Here is a 19,063-nt window from a genome sequence, read left to right as displayed (position 1 = left end):
ACGAGCGGAACGAAGTCTTCTACGTGGGGATTCCGCCGCGATCGATCTTCGGCACCTCGATACCCAGCGCGCGCAGCTGCTGGAACGGGTTCATGAACTCGCGCTGCTGCTTGATCCTGCCGTCCTCCAGCAGGAACGAGTGGATGAAGTGGTTCTTGTAGTGGCCGGGCGGATAGGCCGGGTAGAGGATCTTCCCCTCTCCGTCACACTCGACCCAGAACCTGTTGGGGTCCTGTGTCTCGAAGATCTCCACGTTCTTCCATTCCCAGTCCGGGAACATACGCAGCGACCACTCGCCGTGCGCCTTGAGCTTCTCGTGCCCCTGGGAGGCGACCGGTGTGCCGGTGTCGGTGGTCCACAGACCGGCGCTGCCGTCCTCGGTGAAGAGCAGGTAGCGCGTCAGCCGGTTCTCGCCCTTGCGGCTCATGTAGTCCGCGACGACGGCACGGTGCCGGGCGCGCAGGTCGAGGTCGGCCTGGAGCCCCTCCGGCCGAGTGTTGTCCGTTCCCATCTCGATCCCTCGTTTCGCGATGTGGGCGGGGAAATGCACGGGGTGCGGAAACTCCGTGTCAGAGCCGGAGTTCGGGGCGGTAGAGGTCCAGCCAGGTGCTCAGGTCGAGCACGCGCTCCATGCCGTTGCGGACGTCGATCGGCATGGTGCCCGAGTCCTGCCGGGTGATGTCCTCCAGCCAGCTGCGGTCGACCAGGTCGAAGACCGGGTCGTCGGTCGAGAGCAGTTCCTTGGACTGCTGCAGCAGCGAGGCCGTGTAGTGCGGGTCCAGGGTGGCGGGGTAGGGAGCCTTCACCCGGTTCAGCACCGACTCGGGGAGCAGGTCGGCGGTCGCGGCACGGAGCAGGCTCTTCTCCCTGCCGTCGAAAGTCTTCATCGACCACGGGGTGTTGTAGACGTACTCCACGAGCCGGTGGTCGCAGAACGGGACCCGGACCTCGAGCCCGACGGCCATGCTGATCCGGTCCTTGCGCTCCAGGAGCATCCGGACGAAGCGCGTCAGGTGCAGGTGGCACATCACCCGCATCCGCATCTCGTGGTTGCTCTCCCCCTCGGCCCGCTCGACCTCGCCGACCGCCTCGGAATAGCGGTCCCGAATGTACGTGGGCAGGTCGAGGGCGGCGGTGATGTCGGCGTTGAACCGGTCGGACACCTGGGCCCGCGCGCCGCTGACGAAGACCGCCATCCAGGGGAAGGTCTGCGCGGCCTGGACCTCCGGCTGGTGGAACCACCGGTACCCGCCGAAGACCTCGTCGGCGGACTCCCCGGACAGGGCGACCGTGGACTGCTGACGGATGGCCTGGAACAGCAGGTAGAGCGAGGCGTCCATGTCGCCGAGGCTGAGCGGACTGTCCCGCGCGGTGATGACGGCCCGGCGCACCCCCGGGTCGGCGATCGCGGCGTGGTCGAGCACGATGGACTCGTGCTGCGAGCCGACGTGGGCGGCCACCTCACGCGCGTAGGGGGCGTCCGTCGTCCCCCGCAGCTCGTCGGCGACGAAGTCGTCCTCCCGCCCGACGAAGTCCACCGCGAAGCTGCGCACCTTCTCGCCGGCCTCGCCGTGCTCCCCGGGCCGGCCGAGCTTGGCGGCGGCCAGTGCGGTGATCACGCTGGAGTCCAGACCGCCGGAGAGCAGGGTGCAGCGCGGCACGTCGGAGACCAGCTGACGGCTGACGATGTCCTCCAGCAGGTCGCGCACGGTGGCGACGGTGGTCTTCCGGTCATCGGTGTGCGGACGGGTGGGCAGCGTCCAGTAGCGACGCTCCCGCAGGCCGGAGCGGTCGACGGTGACGACGCCACCGGGGACCACCTCGCGCATCCCGCACCACACCGCGCTCCCCGGGGTCTGGGTGAAGCTGACCAGCTCCCGCAGTCCGGCGAGGTCGACCGCCCGGTCCGCCAGCGGGTTGGCGAGGATCGCCTTCGGCTCGGAGCCGAACAGCACGCCGTCGTCGGTGCTGGAGAAGTAGAGCGGCTTGACGCCCATCCGGTCGCGGATCATCACGAGCTTCTCGGCCCGGGAGTCCCAGACGGCGAAGGCGAACATGCCGTTGAGGTGTTCGGCGACCGCCTCGCCCCACTCCAGGTAGCCGTGGAGCACCACCTCGGTGTCGCTGCGGGTCTCGAAACGATGACCCCGACGCCGTAACTCACTCCGCAGCTCGGTGTAGTTGTACACCTCACCGCTGTACGTGATCGCCACCGGGCCGTCGTCGGTGGGCACCACCATGGGCTGGACGCCACCTTCGAGGTCGATGACCGCGAGCCTTCGGTGACCGAGCGCCGCGTGCCGGTCGAGCCGGACGCCTGAGGCGTCCGGTCCCCGGCAGGCCATGGTCTCCGTCATCGCGTCCAGCTGCGTGCGCTGCTGAGTCAGATCCCGGTCGAAGGAGACCCAGCCCGTAATTCCACACATCGACGTGCCTTTCTTTCTCTCGGGTCCATGGTCCGGAGCAGGGTCAGGGTTGGAGCCGGCCCGTACGCCAGCCGGAACCGTCGCGCTGGTAGCACAGCCTCCGGTGCAAGCGGTCCTCCTGGTCGGCCTGCCAGAACTCGACCGACGCCGGCTCCAGCAGATAGCCGAGCCAGCGGTCCGGGCGCGGCAGCGCCGCGCCGGCCCGCGCCAGCTCCCTGGCCTGCTCCCGCAACGCGTCCTCGTCCAGCAGTGGCGCGCTCTGATGCGACAGCACCGACATCGGGTGCGCGCCGGCCGGCCGGGCGGCCCACAGGGCGTCGGACTCCTCGTCGGGCAACGGGCCGGTCGGGCCGCTCACGATGACCTGGCGGCCTGCCTCGCGCCAGTAGAAGACCCCCGACGCCCAGCCCGTCTCGGCCAGGTCCCGGCCCTTCCGGCTGTCGGCGTGGCTGGCGAACACCAGACCCGTGTCGCGCACCGCGAGCACCTGCACGATCCGGTTGGAGGCCTGGCCGCGGGCGTCGGCGGAGGCGAGCGCGAGCGCGCCCGGCTCGCGGACGGCGTCCGCGACCGCACTGTCGAACCAGGCCTGGAGCAGCTTCATCGGCTCGGCGGGCGGGGTGGAGAACTCCTCGGCCGCCCGCGGTGGGGGCGATGCGCTCACGACGCCTCCCTCATCGGCTCGAAGGCCAGGCCTCGCTCGGCCAGTTGGCCCGAGTGGAGGCCTTCGACGATGGCCTCGATGTCGGTCGACATCCGCTCGGTCGGCGGGTAGCCGATGAGTTCGGTGGCCCGGTTGGGCGGCATCGGTGCCGTCAGGTCGGCCGCGGAATCCCACAGCATCACCGCGCCCCAGCGGTTGGTCCCGCGGTCGGAGATCCAGAACTTCAACCGCAGCCCGTGGATCTCGGTCCACGGATCCACGCCCTCCTCACGCAGGTAGTCGCGGAGGGAGTCGATGGTCTGGTCGGACCCGGAGAGGTCCCACCAGGAGAAGGTGGCCTTCATACGTTCAGTACCTCCGCTTTCTCCATCAGCGGTACGAGCAGCTCGGCCAGGACGCGCTCGCTGTCCTGGGTGAGCACGGATTCGAGGTGGAACTGGACCGAGCCGAAGTGCGGCCCGCGCAGGGCGTGCACCTCGCCCGTGCCGGCGTCGAGGCTGACCTTCACCTCGCCGACGCCGGGGAACTCCAGCTGCCGGGCCCGCGCGCGGGCCACGAAGGAGTTGTAGAAGCCCACGCGCTCCCGTGAGCCGAACAGGTCGATCTCGCGCTGGGTGCCCTGGTTCGGCACCTCCCGGCGTCTCAGCTCGAGACCGAGGTGCCGGCACAGCAGCTGATGGCTCAGGCACACGGCCAGGAAGGGGATGCGCCGCGCCAGCAACTCCTCGATGGCCGAGGTGAGATGGGCCATCCGGGGATGGTCGGTGTCGCGCGGGTCGCCGGGCCCGGGGCCCATGACGACGAGATCGTGGTCGTCGAATTGGTGGGCGGCGTCGAAGCCGGCGAGCTCCACGGTCAGCCCGATGGCGCGCAGCTGGTGGGCCAGCATCGAGCTGAAGGTGTCCTCGGCGTCGACGATCAGCGCCTTACGGCCGTCCAGCACCGGGTGGGGTTGTGCGGGCGACTCGGCGTCACCGAGCCAGAAGCCGGCGATCGTCTCGTTACGTCTCCCCAGCGCCTCCTGGATCAGCGGGTGCTCGGCGAGCCGCTCCTTGGCACCGAGCGCCGAGAGCACGCCCGCGGCCTTGGTGCGGGTCTCGGCGACCTCGGCGTCGGGGTCGGAGTGCCGGACCAGGGTCGCGCCCACCCCGACCTCCACGTGGCCGCTGCCGTCGACGTCCGAGGGCCGGATGTCGGCGGTACGGATGAGGATGGCCGAGTCCAGGGTGCGCGCGCCGTCGGCGTCGCGGCCGATGAGGGCCGCGACGCCCCCGTAGTACCCGCGGCCGCGCGGCTCGTAGCGGGCCAGTACCCGGCAGGCGTTCTCGAGCGGGCTCCCGGTCACCGTGGGGGCGAACATCGTCTCCCGCAGGATGTCCCGGGGGTCGAGGTCGCTGCGCCCCTCGATGACGTACTCGGTGTGCGCGAGCCAGGCCATCTCCCGCAGGAACGGTCCCCGCACGCGGCCGCCGCCCCGGCAGACCCGGGCCATCATCTTCAGTTCCTCGTCCAGGACCATGTACAGCTCGTCGGTCTCCTTGCCGTCGGTGAGGAACTCCATGACCTCCGACAGGACCGGTCCGGTGGGCGGGTAGCGGTAGGTGCCGCTGATCGGGGTCATCGCCGCGACGCCGTCGCGCAGGCTGACGTGGCGCTCCGGTGTGGCGCCGACGAAGGTGCGCGTGCCGGTGTGCACGAGGAAGGTCCAGTAGGCGCCGCTCTCCCGGGTGAGCAGCCGACGGAACAGGCTCAGTGCGCTGCGCGTCGAGTAGCCGGTGATGGTGGTGACGAACGAGCGCTTGATGACGAAGTTCGAGCCTTCTCCGGTGCCGATCTCGTTGTCGAGCACCGCGCGGACCGTGTCGGCGTAGGCCTCGTCGTCGGTGTCGAAACACCCGCCGGTCAGGGCGATCGGCTCGTCCGGCAGGGATCTCAGCGCCTCGGACGTGGTGATCCGCCCCTGGTCGGTCACCGACATCGCGAGCAGCGGTGAGCCGTCCGCGGCGGCGGCGAAACCGCGCTCGGCGATCTGCTGGTGAGGCACCAGGACCAGCGTCTCGTGCCGGGCCTCGCCGGGCCGCCGACTCCGGTCGGACAGTGGGAGGTCGGTGGCGGGCGGTAGGCCGGCGGCCCGAGGGATGGCGGCGGGCGGTTGGTCGGCTGCGAGCGGGATGTCGGCGAGCCGGGCGGGGGTAGTGACCTGGCCCAGCAGGATCTCCACGCGGTCCGGGCCCAGGGTCTCGGGGCGGTGCAGCAGGGCGAAGGCCCCCGGGTTGGGGCCCAGCACGTGCGCGAGCAAGTGCGTCGCGTTCATCGGAAGACCTCCTCGGTGGTGGTGACCACCGCGCAGCGGGCGGCCGCGTAGTCGAGGGCCAGCCGGTGGTACTCGGCGGAGAAGTCACCGACGGCGTCGGCGACCAGGAACGTCTGGATGTCGTTGGTGAACGCCTCAAGGGCCGTCGCCAGGACACCCACGTGCCCGTACACCCCGCAGACGATCAGCTGATCCCGGCCCTGGGCGCGCAGCCGCGCCAGCAGGTCCGAGCGGAAGAACGCGCTGTAGCGCCACTTGGTGAGCACCTGGTCCGCCGGCCGGGGCGCGAGTTCGGTGACGATCTGGCGGTCGACAGGGTCCACCCTCATGCCCGGACCCCAGAAGTCCTTCAGCAGGCCGCGTTCCTCGTCCGTCATGCCGCCGGGCTGCGCGGTGTAGAACACCGGGACCCCGAGTGCGACGCAGCGCTCCCGCAGCAGCGCGCAGTGGCGCACCAACGGCTCGCGTACAGCCGGGGGAAACGGCGCGAGGAAGTAACGCTGCATGTCGTGCAGGAGCAGGGCCGCACGGTCTGCGTCGGGTTTCCACTGGGCCGTGCTGAGGGGCAGTTCAGCCGCCGTGGGCAGTGGATAGGCGGAGATCGGGGCTATGCCCGGCACGGTTCTCCCTCGGCTCGGTCGGTCATGGTCTGCGCCTGCGTACCCGGTTGCACCTGGGCTTGGGCCTCCGCCTGCGCGTGGGTACCCGGTTGCGCCTGGGCCTCCGGCGCCGGCGCCGGCGGTTGCCAGGCCGACACGACCGCTACCGCCTGGCGTGGGTTGAGCCGCGGGTCGCACAACGTCGTGTACTTCTCCCCGACCCGGTCGGTGCCGTCCGTGGCGTCGGCGCATTCGGTCACCGCGTCGGGGGTGGTCTCCAGATGCATCCCGCCCGGTGTTCCGCCGGCTGTGCGGAGGGCGGCCTGGAAGGCCGTGACCTCACGGACGATCGTCTCCACGACTCGCGTCTTGCGGCCCTCGGCGGTGGTCACGGTGTTGGCGTGCATGGGGTCGACCAGCCAGATCACCGGGTGTCCTGCGGCGCGCACGGCCCGGACCAACGGCGGCAGCAGATCCATGGTCGCGTCGGCGCCCATCCGGGCGATCAAGGTGAGCCGGCCCGGCTCCTTCTCCGGGTCGAGCCGCTCGCACAACCCGAGCAGCTCGGCGACCGTCATACGCGGCCCGACCTTGCACGCGACCGGGTTCACCACATCCGCCAACAGCGCGACGTGGGCTCCCTCGAGCTGGCGGGTCCGCTCGCCGATCCACGGCCAGTGCGTGGACGTGAGCGCGACCCGGCCCTTCCGGTCGGGGCGCAGCATGGGGATCTCGTAGTCGAGCAGCAGCGCCTCGTGGCTGGTCCACACGGCAGGGTCGACGCGCGCCTGGGGCGTCGGACAGAGGTGGGCCATGACCTGGCTCGCCGCCCGGTACCCCGCCAGCAGCCGGAGAGGGTCGGGCCGTCGTGCGCCCGGCTCCGGCTCCGGGCCGTTCACCATGTGCCCTCGGTACACCGGGATCTCGACGCCGTCGGCCAACTCGGTGTTCATGGACCGGGGTTTGGCGTACTGACCTGCGATCCGGCCCACCCGCACGACCGGCTGACGAGTGATCTCGCTCATGACGCCGGCGAGCAGGCTGATGAGTCCCGCCTTGAGCTCCACGTCGCCGGCGGTGCATTCCGCGGGATCCTCCGCGCAGTCACCCGCCTGTATCACCTGCGCCTGCCCGGCGGCGACTTCGGCGAGCAGCCCGCGAAGCCTGCCCAGCGACTCGGCCTCCACGAGCGGAGGGAGGGCGGCCAGCGCGTCCCGGACCTCCTGAACCTCCCGGATCTCCGCCGAGCCTCCCCACTGAGGCTGCTGCTGCGCAACCGGGGCCTGTAAAACTTCGAGCGAGGTGACGTTCAAGTTGCTCAAAACCTCCGACGTGTCGGCACATGGCTGTCCGCGCATGAAATGACCGATGGCCGGCCACCCATGACGACGGTGAAATCGCATGGGTGGCAGGACTTTCCTCGGAATGCTTGAATTTCGGCACGGCGGATCACAGTCCCGTTCTGCACGGGTTTTTCACCGGCCGGCCGACTGAGCAAAAGAAGCCGAGACCGCCCGCAGAGGCGGTCGGGTCAGTGGTGGGCGGCCGTCGGCGCCGGCCCACCGTGCGGCGGGTACGGGTTGTCCTGGATGTACAGCCACGTTCCGTTGGGCTGCTCCTGCACGGTGTCGCAGAAGTTGCCGGTGAAGCGCTCGCGGGTGCCGTCGGCCGCGTTCTGCTCCAGGCTGTAGTCGCCCATGATGGCCGCCGAGCGGTTGCGCACCTTTCCGTCCCCGGTGCGCTTTCCGCCCGCAAGGACGGTCTGACGTGGGTTGACGGTGAGCACCGGGTCGGACTTGAACCAGTCGATGTAGAACGCCCGGATCTCCTTGTGCCCCCGGATGATCGACCCGTCCCAGTTGACGATCGCCGCCTCGGGCTCGTGCAGTGCGATGATCCCGTCGACGTCCTTGGCCTTGATCCTCTCCCCGAGTAGCTGCAGCAACTGATCGGGCGTCTTCGCGACCGTCCGCTTGTCCACGCCCGCCGCCCCGGTTTCGGTCTCCGCCGGAGCCTCGGTGGTCGAGGGATCCTCGGTCGTGGTCGTGGTCGTGGTCGTGGTCGTCGCGCTCGCGCCCGCCAACTCGGCCTGTATGAAGCCCGGGCCGGCGATGCCCCCAGCCGTCAGCACAATGGCTGCGGCAGCTATCGGAAGCGTGTGCTTGATTTTGCTCAAAACATCTCCCCCAACTGGAGATGGCAAAAGATTGAATCAACGCATCTGCGGAGTTGAGCCCTCCGACCGGCGCCCATTTGCCATCGCGCCCCCTTGATGGCAGTCATACAACAGTCCGGAACTCCCCCTGTCAACGCTTCTGGAAATACAGAGGGCACCGAGGCGCGATTTTGCACATCCGGAGCTTGAAACGGAATACCGAACACACGCCGATGACCTGCGAGTACCACCACCCCCGGAACCCAATTCGATAAAGATCAAGAACAGGGAATCCCCCATTCCGGGGACCTCCACCCCCCACTTCCGCCCGATTTGCGACAGTATCCAGCCCTCGGATCACTGACAGTGAATAGAAAGCGCATGACGAGGCAGCGCTGAGTAAAGAAAGAGGAAACCGGGATTCCATCAACGACGCAAGTCGCAACTCAAGGCCAGGGAAATCCCCCACCTAGTACATATCCAGCCGATCGAGTGACTGATTAATGTCCATGTCCTGATGCTGCCGCCAGATACCCGCCCACGAGCGTGGCCGGCCACCCCAACAATCACAGCAACCACCCCCACCACCCCTCCCCTCCACCAGTACGCCGCCCACGCCACCCGCTACACTGGCGGCGGCGAACGGCCTCACCGGCTGATCACCACCGGCCTTCGTAGCTCAGGGGATAGAGCACCGCTCTCCTAAAGCGGGTGTCGCAGGTTCGAATCCTGCCGGGGGCACCAGGCAAAACGGCCCGGAGCGATCATGCTCCGGGCCGTTTGACTGCACCAACTGACGGCAACCGGGTCAGGCACCCGGACGTTGGCGCCTCAGCATCCGATCCATGTGACTGATCGCTTCCCGCTTCGTGTCGTCCACAACGTGTGTGTAGACCTCCATGGTGATGCTGATCTGACTGTGACCGAGGATCTCCATGATCACCCGGGGGGCGACCCCTGCGGCGGTCAACAAGGTGGCGCACCCGTGCCGGGCATCATGCAGCCGGACCACACGGAGTCCTGCGTCGGCCGCGACGCGGGTGAACGCTCGGTAGACGTTCCTCGGCTCCACCGTCCGGCCGTTCCTGGTCGCGAAGACGGGACCGTCCTCCGACCAGGTGACGCCGGTCGCCGCGAACATCTCGCGCTGCTTGAGCCGGTGCCATCGGAGAGGAGCGATGCACAGTGCAGGCAACGGGATAACCCGCCGACGTCGGCTCTTGGGATCGTCCTGGTAGAGCTTTCCTCGACGGCGCTGGGTCTGCTGCCGAACGTGTAGCACCCGGTTCTCTAGGTCGAGATCCGACCACCTCAACCCAACCAACTCTCCCCGACGGAGCCCCATCGCGATGGCTAGAACGAAGGCCGCGTAGAGCGACTCGCCCCTCGCGGCCTCCAGGAACTTCAGCGTCTCCTCCAGCGTCCACGGGCGGATTTCCCGCTGCTTGGCCCTCGGAGGCTCGACCAGCGACGCGACGTTCCGCGTGATCAGCTCATCCCGCACCGCTCCCGAAAGCGCGGTTCGCAGGACGCGGTGTGCCTCCTTGGCCGTGGCCGCCGTTTTCTCCTTCTGTACGCGGGTGAGGAAGCGGCGTACATCGGCCGCGCTGAGTGACTCCAGGCTGCGTGTGCCCAGCAGCGGGAGCAGATGGAGACGTACGTGCGCCTCGTACTTGTCGTAGGTGCTGAGTTTGCGCCGGGGTTCGACGTGCTGCTCAAGCCAGTACGGCAGCCACTCCGAAAGGCGGGCCGATCGTGTGGGGGTCGGGACGCCCTGTCTGTCACGCAGGACAAGCTCCTGACGCTTGGAGTCGCACTCTTCCCAGGTCTTGCCGTAGACAGTCTTTCGGGCGCGGGTGCCGTCCGGCTGCGGTACGTACACCCGGGCCTCCCATCTGCCGTCCTTGCGCTGCCAGATGCTGCCAGCGCCGTTGGGGTTCTTCCTGCCTGCCATCAGGCGGCGGCCTCCAGTTCGGTGTCGATGAGACGGTGCACCGCGTCAGCGGGAATGCGGCGGGAGCGGCCAATGGTGATGCTGGGGAGTCGCTTGGAGCGGATCAGGTTGTAGACGGAGTGCCGACTGACCTTCAGTAAGGCCATGGTTTCCGGGACGGTCAGCAGGAGGGGCGTGGGCTGGAGTGCGGTCGGCACTGTGGCTCTCCTGTCACTGGGTCAGCAGCGGGATTGGGCACGGCCCCTGTCGGGTCGCACCTGTCGGAGGTTGGAATTTCTGCGTCATTGCGTCATCTGCGTCTTTCGCGCGCCTGACCTGCGGATTTGCGTGACGCAGGGGCAGCAGCGTGCGTCATCGGCGCGTCACGGCCTACGTCATGCGATGACGCAGGTGACGCAAGATGACGCAGAGATTGGCGTCTGCGTCATCGCCGTATCCGCAGGTCACGGGGCGAGTGCGGGGGTGTCGTGACGCAGGTGACGCAGTTCTTCCTTCTTAGGAAAAAAGAGGGGGGTCTGTAGTTGTGCGTGCCTCAGAAAGTGAAGAAGGAGCCGCTACGCGGCACGTCCTTCAGGCGGCGGCGAGCCGCCGAACAACAAGAGGAGCACCCCTCTGCTTGGCCCGGGGTGCTCCTCTTGCCTGTTCGGTCGCCAAGGGGGCGTCGCGGGTCAGAACATCGGGTCCGGCTGCTCCGGGGCCGGGGTGGCGGGTCGGGTCACTTCGATGTAACGGGCGGCTCCGGTGCGGCCCCAGTCGATGAGGACGCCCCGGGCGGCGAGGGTGGGCTGGAGGCGCTTGAGGCGGTCGGAAAGCACTTTGCCGGTGGTGGGCCATCCCTTGGGCACGGGACGGCATTCTTCGCCGTTGTAGAGGCCGGTGAGGGCGTGGAGCCACTCCGAGGACGTCATCCGCATCTCGGCTCCCGGGGCGAGTCCGGCGGCGTGCTTGAGGACGGTCTGGGCGAGTAGGTCGCCTTCGATGACGTCGTCGTTGAGGTCGTCGAGGCTGGCCCGGTATGCGTCCAGGGCTCCGAGGCTGGTGGCCGCGTCGAGCTGCGCGCACAGGTGCGCGAAGTCGGCCATGCGCAGGTCGGTGGGGATGTCTGCCTGGGTGGCGCGGACTGTGACGGTGAGGTCGAGCAGGGAGCCGAGGATGACTGGCAGGGCTTCCTCGTACTCCGCCCACAGTTCCGCTTCCGTGCGCCGCACCTTGGGCCGTTCGAGGCGCAGCGGAAGAAGTCGTTCGGCGAGGTCGGGGCGGATGACGCCGACGTCGATGCCGGTGAGCAGCATCGGGCGGCGGTAGCGCGAGAGGTAGACGTCACCGTCGCTGAACAGGGCGCGTTTGACGGTCTCGGCTCCGGTGACGATGCAGCACATGAGGTCGGACAGGTCCGGTCCCAGGTGGGAGAGGTTGTCCAGGGCTGTGATCCATCCGGCGGCCACGGCCGTGATCAGGTTCTCTTCGTCCTTCGGCGCCCGGCGAAGGTCCCCGCCCATTCCTTCGATGATGCGGACAAGCATCCGTCCGGCGGTGGACTTGCCCGCGCCTTGGGGGCCGGTGAGGAACGGGGCGGGGACTGGCACGGACGGCCCCAGGCAGCCGATCAGCCACGCCAGGGCCAGGCTCTCGCCCTGGGCGCTGGCGAAGTTGCACAGCCGCATCAGGAGGTCGATGCCCTTGCCGTCCGTCTTCTCGGCGGGCAGGGGTAGTTCGCCGGTGAGCTGGGTGCGTCGCCAGCAGACCTCGCGGGGGTCGGGGGTGAGGACTTTCCAGCCGGTGGGGTGGATACGGACGGACTTGCCGTCGTCGCGGCCCAGGTCCAGCCAGGTCGCTCCGCCGAATCCCGGGGCGACCCGGATGTGCGTGGTCTGTACGTCCTCGGAGAGCGCGAGCGCTTCGATCAAGTCGAGTGCCTCCTTCAAGGCGGTGCCGTTGAAGACGCCTAGACCGTCACGGAACAGCCCGACCATGAGTTCCTGGCGGTGGCTGCCGGTGATGCCCTGGGAGCGAATGGGGCGGGCGACGGGGTGGCCGTTCTTCTGTGCGTAGACGGTGCCGTCGGCGGTGCGGAAGTACCGGAAGTTGGCTTGTGCGTAGTCGGTGATGACCTCGCGGGCGGGGTTCTTCTCGTCGTCGGCCATGGTCACAGTCCCAAGCTCGTACGGGCGTTGGCCCACGCGTCCGCGCAGTGCCGGGGCGATTCGCCCTTGGCCTGGGCGGCGGTGAACAGCCGAGCGACGTGCGTTTCGGTGAGGCAGCCGCACCTGCCGTGGGCGGACAGCACCGCGAGGAACGTCCGGAACACGGTGGTGTGGATCGCATTGGTGGCCTCGGTGACGCGCTGTTCGGCCATGGCGATGCCGCGCTCCAGGAAGGCGGGCGAGCGGTGGGGGCACTGCCCGCCTCCGGCAGGAGCGGACACCGTGCACGGCACCGGACGGACGGCAGAGGGCGCCCGGACGATCAGGTTGCGAACGTACGCCGGAAGCGGTGCCAGGGTGCCATCGCCGGTGCCGAGCCAGCGGGCGTAGGACATGGTCGACTTGATGTCCACGCCGGGCCGTACGGCGTTGGCGGACTGCATCGTGCCCTGGTAGATCCAGTGCTGCCCGCGAGTGCTGGGCACGATCCGCGTTGTGGGCAGGTTCTGCCGGGCCCAGGCGATCGCGTTGGTGTTGTCTAGGTCGACGACCGTGAGCCCCGCACCGCCGGGGTGGTAGGCGACGGCGGCAGCCTGGCGCCAGGCCGGGGCCCAGGCGGCGGAGGTGAGAACGTGTGGGTCGGTGGTGGCGGCGGCCCAGGCGTGGCAGGGCGCCGCGCACTGGCAGCTGCCGGGGGTCTTCATGTTCGGCCGTCCGCCGCAGGCGTTCTTCTGGCAGGCGCGGCAGTTGCCCATGGGGCCCTTGCCTGCGCGTAACGGCAGCACGGGAATGCCCCGCTGGGCGAGGTCGAGGGCCGCGCGGAGCTGCGCGGAGGGTGTGGGTTGGGTCATGCTGGAGTCCTCCACAGGTCTGTTGACTAGGTGTGGATGAGGGCGGCCCGGACTTTGGCGAGACGGGGCCGCCCTCTTTGTGTTTGCCGGGCGCGGTGCTCAGTTGCTGATCTGTCTGCGGACCTCGGCGACGAGGCGGAGGATTTCGTGGGCCATGTCGGCGATCGTCTGGAGCTGCTTTTCCAGGTCTTCCGGGTCCGGCTCGGTGAAGGAGAAGGCGCGGTCGTTGTTCGGCCGGGGGTCGGTGAACGAGAACGACAAGGGGGTTGGCTCCAGGCTCAGAGGTTGTGGTGGTGTGCGTGCCGGATGGCGGCCTCCCAGACGCTGCGTACCTGTGCGCCGGTGTGGGTGTCGTTCCAGGATGGGATCGACTCCCACCGCTTTCCGTGCTGGCGGCGGGCTTCGTCCAGGAGGAGGTTTCCGGCGTCGCGGTAGGCGGCGTTGCGGGCTCCTGCGGCTGCTCGTAGGGCGCCGATGGAGCAGCGGGCGCCGTCGGCGTGGATGAGGCTGTACCTGGCCCAGCCGTGGGTGTCGAGGAAGGCGAGCGCGTCGGTGAGGGTCTTCTCGACCGGGCCGGGCCGGTGCACGGGCGGGGCGGTGGGGATGACGGGGCCCGGTGAGGGCGCGGCCGGAGCCGCGGGGGCGACGGGTTCCGGGGCGGGGTCGAGAAGCTGGAACGCCCTCGCATACAGGTCGTGGTCGATGGGGGTGAAGTCGCTTTGGGTGCGGGTGGTCATGCTGCCCTCCACAGGCCGTTTTCGTTGGTGATCTCGTCGCGCTTCTTCAGTTCGGACAGGCGCGGTTTGACGTTCCTGGCGGTGGTGCCGAGCTTTCGGGCGATGGTTTCGGCGGTCATGGGGATGGATTCGTCGCGGAGGAGTTCGAGGATTCGTGGCTTGATCAGCTCCTGTCCGTCCGGAGGCCCGGCCGGGCTGGCGGGGCCGGTCTCGGGCCGCTGCTGTTGCAGTGCGGTCGGTTTCTTCTGGGCCGCAGCGAGGAGGTCGGCGAGGCTGCCGATGAGGTTCTTGCCGCGCTGGTCGACCATCGGTGTGCGTGTGATCGCCTCCTGGTGGCGCCAGGCGTCGCAGTCCTCGACAGCGACCGGGGGCAGGCCTCGGGTGAGGGTGGCGGGCGGGACGTCGAGGTGCAGGGAGCGGAACTGGACGGCTTGGGAGCCGGGGGTGAGGAGGTAGCCGAGGCCGAAGGTGCCGTCCTCGGGCTCGGCTGCGGCTTCGGTGTTCAGGCCGCTCATGTCCCGTTCGGCGACCTTGGCGTACTGGCCGGGCCACGAGGAGGGGATCCTCGACAGGTCGATGCCCTCCGCCCCTTCGACGGCGTTCGCGCCGACCAGGGAGCCCTGTCCTTTGGCGCAGCGCAGGAACACCGCGCCTCCGCCGATCAGAAGCTGGGAGCGGATGACGGTTGAGTTACCGAGGTCTTCGGCCAGCGGGGTCTGCGTTGCCAGGACGACCCCGATACCCCGCTTCAGGGACCGGCGGGTGAGCTGCTCGACGATCGCTTTGGCCTCCGCGTGGTAGGGCGAGGAGACCGACAGCAGCATGTGCGCTTCGTCGATGACGGCCAGGATCAGTGGGTCGGTGAAGGGGAAGGCCGGGGACCGGTAGCGGGCTTCGCGGTCGAGCATCAGCGCGTAGGCGAGGCGCAGGGCGCCCATTGCTTCGTCCAGGCCGTCGCCGCAGTAGGCGGCCAGGGAGGCTCCGGCGATGGTTCCGGCCTGCGGGGAGGCCAGGATCACGCCGATGCGGGAGCGGTGGGCGGAGAGCAGGATCTGTTCCAGGATCCCGGACTTGCCCGACCGTGACCCGCCGACGAGGTAGAGGTGGCGGGCGCCGGAGCCGGGCTGGGCCAGGGGGACCAGGGCGGGGCGGGCGTCGATGTAGGTGCCCAGGCGGATGTATCCGCGCGCGTCCATGGCCAGTTCGTCCACGACCGCCGAGAGCATCGTGCCGTGCATGAGCGCGTGTTCCTTCATCACGCGCACGCCCATCTGCGAGGGCTTGTCGGTCGGGGCGAGAGCGATCTGAATGGTCTCCAGGTCGAGATTGCCCGCGAGGTCCTGGATGTTGACGGTGCCGATGGCCTTGCGGTCGCGGGTGGCGATCCCTTCCCAGTCCAGGGGCCCGTCGTAGCGGGTGAGGGCCAGGGTGGTGCCGGGCATCGCTCCTTCCGGGATGGCGACGTGTGCGGCCCACAGCTCCTCGGGAGTCGTCGGGGTACCGGCCGCGATCTCGGGTGCCGCCGACGGCTTCTTGAGGTGGACGGTGACGGGCAGGGCGTTCGGCGCGTAGTGCTTGGGGTCGCCCAACTCCACCTGGGAGACGGGGATCTGGTAGACGGCAGCGATGTCGGCGGCCTTGACCCGGACCTGCTGGCCCTGGGGCAGGGTGATGATCCCGGTGAACGACACGTTGTCGTCCCCGGCATCGATGGCGAGGTGCGCGAGGTCGGCCCCGGGCTGGATGAGCTTGCGGCCCTCGGTCTGGGTCGGCCCGGAGATGAACTCCGCCCACCAGGCGGTGATGAGCTGCGCCTGGGAGGTCTGACCCGCCGCCGCAGTCATGACGGGGAGCGCGGGGAGCTGGTCGGCGGTGTTGCGGTGGTGGGCGAGGACAGCTGCCCCGGCCGGTACGGCAAGCCCGAGGGCGAACAGCGGGTCCATACCGGACGCGAGCACTTGGTGGGCGGCGATGCCGCATCCGCTGGTGGTGATGCCGCAGGCGATCAGGGAGCGCAGCGCGGGAGCGGAGGCGTTGATGGCCCACGCCCCCGCTCCGGCCGCTGCGGCAGCGAGAGCGGACCAGGGGCCGACGGTGGTGGATGCCAGAGCGAGGGCGGCGGGCGCGTACTGGATGAACTGTGCTCGGGTCGGCCCCATGATCCTGCTCTCCTTACTGCTGGGTGTAGAAGGCGGCCTCGGCCATGTCGACGGGCGAGGTGTCCACGGCGTCGGCGATGCCGCCGTGGTCGGACTCGACGGTGCTCTTGGCGTCGTCGGCGGCTGCCGCCGCGCTGTCCGCCGCAGCGGTGTAGGCGCCCGCCGCTTCCCTGGCCCCGCTCATCACGAGGGCGGCGTCGGCGAACTCGGCGGTCGTGGCGGCATCGACGGCCAGCGCCTTCATCGTTTCGGAGGCGTCCTGCATCTGTTCCGCCGTCTCGTCCACGGTGGTGGTGAGCTGGGTGACGGTCTCGGCGTGGGTGTGGACCTCATGGGTGAGCCAGGCGAGCTTGGTCCGCAGGGCCGCATACGTCGCGGCGTCCCTGAGCGATTCGGTGGCAGTCATACGGGGGCTGCTCCTCTGCTATCGGGCGTTGTAGAAGTCGCGTTCGGCGGGCTTGGTCAGCGGGGAGTCCGCCACGGCCCGGAAGATCTGGCCGTGGCGGACCTCCGCGTTCGCGGACGCGGTCCGGCACGCCTCCTCACCGCCCTGGATCTGCTCGTGGAGCTTCTTCGCGGCGGCGGCCTGGAGGTCGAGCTGCTCCTTGAGCTGCTCGCACTTGCCGATCAGGTTCTCGCCGACGCCCTTCTCCGTGATCTCAGCGATCAGCACGTCGCAGTCCGCAGCCAGCTGAGCGGACTCGTCCACGAGTTCCAGGCAGGCCTCGGTGCTGGACTGGCACAGGGTGGCCGCTCCCTCGGCGAGGTCGATGACCTGCGTGAGGGTCATGACCTCACCGCCGCTGTAGGTACGGGACTTGCCCGCAGCGGTCGTGACATGGATGCCCTTGTCGTCGACGGTCGCGGAGTGCGGGATGGGCGGGTTGGGCTGCATCGCGGGGTCCTTCCTGAACTGCTCGGGGAGAGTGACGGCCGGGGGCGGGGGGACAGTGCCGGGCGGCGGGACGGTCGGCCCCGGCGCAGGTGTGGGAGGAGCGGCGGCCGACGGCGGCGGAGCGGTCGGCGGCGTGGGGGGCTGCGGGGGTGTGGTGGGCCTCGGCGGGACGGTGGGTCCCGGGGTGGGCGCGGAGGGCCCCGGAGGAGGTGCGGCGGAGGGCGAACCGGAAGGCTTACGGCCCGGCTTCTTCAGGTAGGCGGAACGCCACCCGTCACGCAGCCCTCCGGCCCAGTGAGCACCCGCGAGCAGCCCGTAATGCGCTTTCGCTGCGGCGTTGTAGGAGGAGTTTCGGAAGGTGTCCGGAGCCTTGGTCGGCTGCCATTTCGTTTTCGGTTTCGGCGGGGGTTTCTTGATGCCCGCCTGCTCGTATTTGCCGTGGGTGTTGTCCACGCCGATGAGGTACGTGATGGCGAGCAGGATGAGGAGATCCACGAGCCTCCTTCCGTAACACTGTGTAGTTGTCGGGGGTTACCGGTTACCGGTTACAGCACCTGCGAACGGCGGTTCGGGCCGCTCAGCCCGGAGCGGGGGGCCGTCTGGGTCCTGTAACCGGTAACCGGTAACCGGTACGGGCGCTCGCTTAGCGTGAGGCTCCGATGTTGCTGACCGTGTCGTTCGCCGTGCTGAAGACCGACTCCAGCGTGCTGCGGACCGGGTCGCTGAACGGCGTGTACGGCAGGAAGATCCCGGAGACGATCAGCATCAGGCAGATCGCCATCTGCTTTCCCTTGGTCTTCTTGAAGGTGAAGAACAGAGCCCAGCAGAACAGGGCCAGGGCGAAAAACTGGAGCGTCATTCTCATGCACCCTTCTCGAAGGTGAATCCCTTGTTGTTCGCGGGGGCGACCGCACTCGAACCGGAGGGCGTGGAGAGCTTCTTGTAGGCGAGGAGCCCCCCGCCGCCGACAAGAGCCACCCACAGCCACGGGCTGGACGTGAACCCGCCGCCGGACCCGGAGGCTTCCTGCTGCTTGGGGGCTGCGCCGCCGAGGGTCGGGGCGTCGCACGCGGGGATCTCCGCGACGTCGTAGGAGGCGGCCTTGGCCACCGCTTTCGCCCGGACCTTCATGCACTCCAGGTAGACGGCCATCTCCCGCTCGTACAGGGTCTTGGCGGCGGCTTCCTCGGTCTGCGCCCGCTTCTCGTCGGCCTCTGCCTCGACCAGGGCGTTCGCAGCCTGTTCCTTGGCCCGCGCACGCTCCTGGGCGGCCTGCTCGCCCTGCATGCTGGTGACGGCCACCACCGTGCCGCACACCGCGAGGACGGCGATTGTGCCGCACACGGCGAGAGCGGCCGGGTTGCGGCGGACACCGCCGATCTTGGCCGAGACCTTGGACGGCGTGCTGAGTTTCTCGGGGGCCTCAGGGGCCTTGGGATTCATGCGGGTGAACTCCTCGTCCCAGTCGATCCCGGACATGGCAGTTCCTCCTTCCAGTGCTCGGGTGCGTCAGGCGTGCTGATCGGTTCGGGGTACGCGCACGGGGTGCACGTGCCGAGTGCGGCCGGGATCACGTATCCGGCGTCGCGTCGGCAGGCCGGGCACCAGCGGCGCGCGGCGTTGGCCTTCGCCAGGGCGGCAGTCCGACGCGGGGTCATGGGCCGCACGGGCTGGGCGCGGTCGATCCGGTACAGGTAGGCGACCAGCGGCCCTCGGCGGCGCCGGGGGCGTTCGACCTGGGCGACGACGTCCTGTCCGCCCGGCCGCAGGCCAAGCGCCCGGAGCTGCCGTCGGGTGGCGAGCCCATCCGGGGCGAGGCGCCACCGGTAGACCGGCAGCGCGCTCACGACGTGGCGCCTTCGAGCATCCGCCCGGCGGCGGCTTCGCGGTGCTCCTGGTAGCGGGTGGAGACCCAGCCGACCGACCAGCCGCACAGCTCCACAGCCGCCCGCACCGGAAGGCCCTCAATGAACGCTGCCTGCACGACGTCGCGGGCGCGGTCCTCGGTCAGCTTCTCGTCCACCGGCCCGCCCGAGAGCAGCGCGGCCCGTTCACGAGCGGCCCGCTCCGCCGCCGCCTCCCGCTCTCGGCGGGCGTCGGCTTCACGCTTGAGACGCTCGGCTTCGCGGCGCTGTTCAGCCTCGCGTTCAAGGCGTTCACGCTCC

General features: G+C 69.3%; 20 protein-coding genes, 1 tRNA gene and 1 pseudogene. 1 reads left to right on the top strand and 21 read right to left on the bottom strand.

Annotation, left to right across the window (positions count from 1 at the left end):
- Positions 1 to 19: 19 nt before the first annotated feature.
- The 8 genes from ACWF79_RS30290 to ACWF79_RS30255 all read right to left on the bottom strand — a co-directional run bounded on the left by ACWF79_RS30290 (position 20) and on the right by ACWF79_RS30255 (position 8,179).
- Complete coding sequence (locus ACWF79_RS30290; RefSeq protein ID WP_453731363.1) at positions 20 to 511, bottom strand: PhzA/PhzB family protein; 492 nt, start codon at positions 509 to 511, stop codon at positions 20 to 22.
- A 58-nt stretch (positions 512 to 569) separates the two neighbouring features.
- Complete coding sequence (asnB, locus tag ACWF79_RS30285; RefSeq protein WP_453731362.1) at positions 570 to 2,426, bottom strand: asparagine synthase (glutamine-hydrolyzing); 1,857 nt, start codon at positions 2,424 to 2,426, stop codon at positions 570 to 572.
- 43 nt (positions 2,427 to 2,469) lie between these two features.
- A complete protein-coding gene (gene phzG, locus ACWF79_RS30280; protein WP_453731361.1) occupies positions 2,470 to 3,090 on the bottom strand; it encodes a phenazine biosynthesis FMN-dependent oxidase PhzG in 621 nt (206 codons plus the stop codon).
- Entirely contained in the window at positions 3,087 to 3,434 is a 348-nt protein-coding gene (locus tag ACWF79_RS30275; protein WP_453731360.1) for a hypothetical protein, read from the bottom strand. The genes phzG and ACWF79_RS30275 overlap by 4 nt, the downstream gene beginning before the upstream one ends.
- Positions 3,431 to 5,404 (bottom strand): anthranilate synthase family protein, encoded by a 1,974-nt coding sequence (locus tag ACWF79_RS30270; RefSeq protein ID WP_453731359.1) that lies wholly within the window; start codon positions 5,402 to 5,404, stop codon positions 3,431 to 3,433. The genes ACWF79_RS30275 and ACWF79_RS30270 overlap by 4 nt, the downstream gene beginning before the upstream one ends.
- The gene (locus tag ACWF79_RS30265; RefSeq protein WP_453731358.1) at positions 5,401 to 6,024 is read right to left on the bottom strand and encodes an isochorismatase family protein; all 624 of its coding nucleotides are present in this window, start codon (positions 6,022 to 6,024) and stop codon (positions 5,401 to 5,403) included. Before ACWF79_RS30265 ends, ACWF79_RS30270 begins: the two co-directional genes overlap by 4 nt.
- Positions 6,012 to 7,316, bottom strand: coding sequence for a 3-deoxy-7-phosphoheptulonate synthase (locus ACWF79_RS30260; protein ID WP_453731385.1), 1,305 nt, complete (start codon positions 7,314 to 7,316; stop codon positions 6,012 to 6,014). The genes ACWF79_RS30265 and ACWF79_RS30260 overlap by 13 nt, the downstream gene beginning before the upstream one ends.
- Positions 7,317 to 7,534: 218 nt before the next feature.
- Positions 7,535 to 8,179, bottom strand: a complete 645-nt coding sequence (locus ACWF79_RS30255; protein ID WP_453731357.1) for a YybH family protein — start codon at positions 8,177 to 8,179, stop codon at positions 7,535 to 7,537.
- A gap of 647 nt (positions 8,180 to 8,826) precedes the next feature.
- Here ACWF79_RS30255 and ACWF79_RS30250 point away from each other — a divergent pair.
- Positions 8,827 to 8,902 (top strand) — tRNA-Arg (locus ACWF79_RS30250).
- Between the two features lie 64 nt (positions 8,903 to 8,966).
- Here ACWF79_RS30250 and ACWF79_RS30245 read toward each other — a convergent pair.
- The 13 genes and pseudogenes from ACWF79_RS30245 to ACWF79_RS30185 all read right to left on the bottom strand — a co-directional run.
- A complete protein-coding gene (locus tag ACWF79_RS30245) occupies positions 8,967 to 10,112 on the bottom strand; it encodes a tyrosine-type recombinase/integrase (protein WP_453731356.1) in 1,146 nt (381 codons plus the stop codon).
- A complete protein-coding gene (locus ACWF79_RS30240) occupies positions 10,112 to 10,309 on the bottom strand; it encodes a helix-turn-helix domain-containing protein (RefSeq protein ID WP_453731355.1) in 198 nt (65 codons plus the stop codon). Before ACWF79_RS30240 ends, ACWF79_RS30245 begins: the two co-directional genes overlap by 1 nt.
- A gap of 471 nt (positions 10,310 to 10,780) precedes the next feature.
- On the bottom strand, positions 10,781 to 12,256 hold the full coding sequence (locus ACWF79_RS30235) for an ATP-binding protein (protein ID WP_453731354.1): 1,476 nt from the start codon (positions 12,254 to 12,256) through the stop codon (positions 10,781 to 10,783).
- 2 nt (positions 12,257 to 12,258) lie between these two features.
- The gene (locus ACWF79_RS30230; protein ID WP_453731353.1) at positions 12,259 to 13,107 is read right to left on the bottom strand and encodes a bifunctional DNA primase/polymerase; all 849 of its coding nucleotides are present in this window, start codon (positions 13,105 to 13,107) and stop codon (positions 12,259 to 12,261) included.
- 99 nt (positions 13,108 to 13,206) lie between these two features.
- Positions 13,207 to 13,368, bottom strand: coding sequence for a hypothetical protein (locus ACWF79_RS30225; protein WP_453731352.1), 162 nt, complete (start codon positions 13,366 to 13,368; stop codon positions 13,207 to 13,209).
- 17 nt (positions 13,369 to 13,385) lie between these two features.
- Positions 13,386 to 13,844 (bottom strand): DUF6197 family protein, encoded by a 459-nt coding sequence (locus tag ACWF79_RS30220; RefSeq protein WP_453731351.1) that lies wholly within the window; start codon positions 13,842 to 13,844, stop codon positions 13,386 to 13,388.
- Complete coding sequence (locus ACWF79_RS30215; RefSeq protein WP_453731350.1) at positions 13,841 to 16,003, bottom strand: type IV secretory system conjugative DNA transfer family protein; 2,163 nt, start codon at positions 16,001 to 16,003, stop codon at positions 13,841 to 13,843. The genes ACWF79_RS30220 and ACWF79_RS30215 overlap by 4 nt, the downstream gene beginning before the upstream one ends.
- 13 nt (positions 16,004 to 16,016) lie before the next feature.
- On the bottom strand, positions 16,017 to 16,409 hold the full coding sequence (locus ACWF79_RS30210) for a hypothetical protein (protein WP_453731349.1): 393 nt from the start codon (positions 16,407 to 16,409) through the stop codon (positions 16,017 to 16,019).
- 18 nt (positions 16,410 to 16,427) lie between these two features.
- On the bottom strand, positions 16,428 to 17,393 hold the full coding sequence (locus tag ACWF79_RS30205) for a hypothetical protein (RefSeq protein ID WP_453731348.1): 966 nt from the start codon (positions 17,391 to 17,393) through the stop codon (positions 16,428 to 16,430).
- A gap of 148 nt (positions 17,394 to 17,541) precedes the next feature.
- Positions 17,542 to 17,757 (bottom strand): hypothetical protein, encoded by a 216-nt coding sequence (locus ACWF79_RS30200; protein ID WP_453731347.1) that lies wholly within the window; start codon positions 17,755 to 17,757, stop codon positions 17,542 to 17,544.
- Positions 17,758 to 17,759: 2 nt separating this feature from the next.
- Entirely contained in the window at positions 17,760 to 18,377 is a 618-nt protein-coding gene (locus ACWF79_RS30195; RefSeq protein WP_453731346.1) for a hypothetical protein, read from the bottom strand.
- The gene (locus ACWF79_RS30190; RefSeq protein WP_453731345.1) at positions 18,338 to 18,745 is read right to left on the bottom strand and encodes an RRQRL motif-containing zinc-binding protein; all 408 of its coding nucleotides are present in this window, start codon (positions 18,743 to 18,745) and stop codon (positions 18,338 to 18,340) included. The genes ACWF79_RS30195 and ACWF79_RS30190 overlap by 40 nt, the downstream gene beginning before the upstream one ends.
- Positions 18,742 to 19,063: pseudogene (locus ACWF79_RS30185) on the bottom strand (DUF2637 domain-containing protein); the annotation flags it as partial. The pseudogene ACWF79_RS30185 and the gene ACWF79_RS30190, both read right to left, overlap by 4 nt.

This window comes from Streptomyces sp. NPDC054975 (assembly GCF_053609105.1).
Note: the sequence above shows the minus strand (reverse complement) of the source record. Positions and strands in the feature narration are given on the sequence as shown.